We start from the raw sequence: 748 nt of genomic DNA, 5'->3' as shown, positions 1-748 counted from the left end.
TCACCTTCGATCAGGCCGCTCATTTCCAGGGTGCGGCGGAGCTGCACTTCGCCCCAGGCACCGCGCTGCTGGGAGTCGCCCTTCAGGGCCGAGGTGAGGTTGTTGGCTTCGGCGCTCATCTTCATGCCGATTTCCAGCACTTCACGGATTTTGCCGTTCATCTCGGTCTGGCCACGCACGGAGGATTCATGCACTTCGTTGACGCGCTTCTGGAAGCCTTCAATCTGCTCACGGAAAGGCTTGAGCATCACGTCGATGCTGGCCTTGCTGGTATCGGTGAAGGTCTTGCCCTTTTCCTCGAAGATCTTGTGGGCCAGGTTCTCGAATTCCTTGGTGAGGGACTGCCGGGCCTCGCCCAGTTGTTCTAACTGCTCCTTGTAGTGCTCTTCCTTGCGTTCCAGGTTGGTCTTCAGTTCGGTGTGTTCGGTATTCAGGCTAAGGTAGCGTTCATTCAAGGTCTTATGGGCTTGTGCATTTTCAGCGGCCTGGTCTTTCAGCTCCTGAATGCGGGCATTGGCGTCCTCCAGGCGTTTCTCGCTGGCACGGATATCGGACTGGGCCGCTTCCAGGCTTTTCTCTGCATGGTGTTTTTCATCACGGATGGTTCGCAATTCGTCCCGCGCCTGCTGCAGCTCTGATGTTGACTGGGTCTGGAGTTCTTGAAGGCGTGTTTGGCGTTCCTGAACACGGCTCTGCTCTGTGGCAAGCTCGGAAGTCAGCTTGCTCATTTCCAGTTCTTGCTGGTGAG

Annotated in this window: 1 protein-coding gene; it reads right to left on the bottom strand. The window is 56.6% G+C overall.

The window, feature by feature from the left end:
* Nucleotides 1–728 (bottom strand): DNA recombination protein RmuC (gene rmuC, locus A3730_RS25825; RefSeq protein WP_231884050.1); only part of this gene is annotated, 728 nt, incomplete at its 3' end.
* Nucleotides 729–748: the final 20 nt, after the last annotated feature.

The organism is Alcanivorax sp. HI0044 (assembly GCF_001634945.1).
The sequence above is the reverse complement of the archived record's forward strand: the minus strand, read 5'-3'. Positions and strand labels throughout refer to the sequence as shown.